At 58.9% G+C, this 1,106-nt stretch carries 1 tRNA gene, 1 rRNA gene and 1 pseudogene; 2 read left to right on the top strand and 1 reads right to left on the bottom strand.

The features are described from left to right. Positions 1–12: 12 nt before the first annotated feature. Together rrf and ACOHWE_RS20135 are read left to right on the top strand one after the other, a co-directional pair. Positions 13–127, top strand: a 5S ribosomal RNA gene (gene rrf / locus ACOHWE_RS20130). A 129-nt stretch (positions 128–256) separates the two neighbouring features. Beyond that, positions 257–333: transfer RNA gene (locus ACOHWE_RS20135), tRNA-Met, on the top strand. A gap of 291 nt (positions 334–624) precedes the next feature. Here ACOHWE_RS20135 and ACOHWE_RS20140 read toward each other — a convergent pair. Continuing rightward, positions 625–1,106 (bottom strand): annotated as a pseudogene (locus tag ACOHWE_RS20140) (integrase core domain-containing protein); the annotation flags it as partial.

Below are 1,106 nucleotides of genomic sequence, written 5' to 3' on the forward strand. Positions count from 1 at the left end.
GATTTTTCTCGGTTTGGTGGCTACAGCACAAGTGAAACACCCGGTCCCATCCCGAACCCGGAAGTTAAGCACTGTCGCGCCGATGGTACTTGGGCTCAAGCCCTGGGAGAGTAGGTCACCGCCAAACCTAGTAAAATCCAAAACATCTCTCAATAACGGTCAAAGCAAACGCCGCTCTAGGCCAGTCCCCGGAACACCAGGGCAGCGCCAGGACAAAAAGTCCGCAAGCAGCGCAGCGGTAGGACATATAAACTGCCGCGGGATGGAGCAGCCAGGTAGCTCGTCAGGCTCATAACCTGAAGGTCGCAGGTTCAAATCCTGCTCCCGCAACCAGCGATACAGAACGGCCCGAAGCAGCAGCTTCCAGGGCCGTTTCTGTTTGGCCCAATGCCATCAGTCCGGCCAGTTCGCCAACAAGCTCAATGGCCAGGGAGCCATCTTCCGGGATCAAGCGCACCTCTGACAGGAGGCTGCGGATAATCGTGCCAGCTTCGCTCTTGGTGGCAGGATCGTTCAGCGCGGCGGAAAGTCCAGCGACCTGCTCCCGGTAGAGACCGGCAAGACTCGGGTGCAGCAGTACCGGCGGCTCTTGATCAGCCCCACCTGAGTGGTCCGGTTTGATTGTTAGTGCATGACCGGCCTTTGATCCATCAGAACGATGGTTTCCGGCGCGGGCGGGCGATACCCCAGAGCACTGTGTGGTCGCTTGGTGTTGTAGTGTTTCCTCCACTTTTCGATCAGGATTTGAGCCTCGCGGAGGCTGTAGAATATCTCACCGTTGAGCAGTTCATCGCGGAGCCGGGCGTTGAAGCTTTCGCAGTAACCGTTCTCCCAGGGTGATCCCGGCTCGATGTAAGCGGTTTTGGCACCAACGGCTGCAATCCAGTCCCGGACAGCCTGGGCGACGAACTCAGGCCCGTTGTCAGACCGGATATAGGCCGGGATACCGCGCAGCATGAACAGGCCGCTCAAGGCGTCGATCACGTCACCTGAGTTCAGCTTTCGCTTCACCCGGATCGTCCCGCTGCCGGCAGGCGATTGCAGGCAATCGCCGAGAGGGGGCATTCCCGACTGAACTCATCGAGGATGTTCAGCGTGCGGAAGAC

The organism is Cribrihabitans neustonicus, assembly GCF_048820895.1.
In the GTDB taxonomy this organism is placed as follows: domain Bacteria; phylum Pseudomonadota; class Alphaproteobacteria; order Rhodobacterales; family Rhodobacteraceae; genus Cribrihabitans_A; species Cribrihabitans_A neustonicus.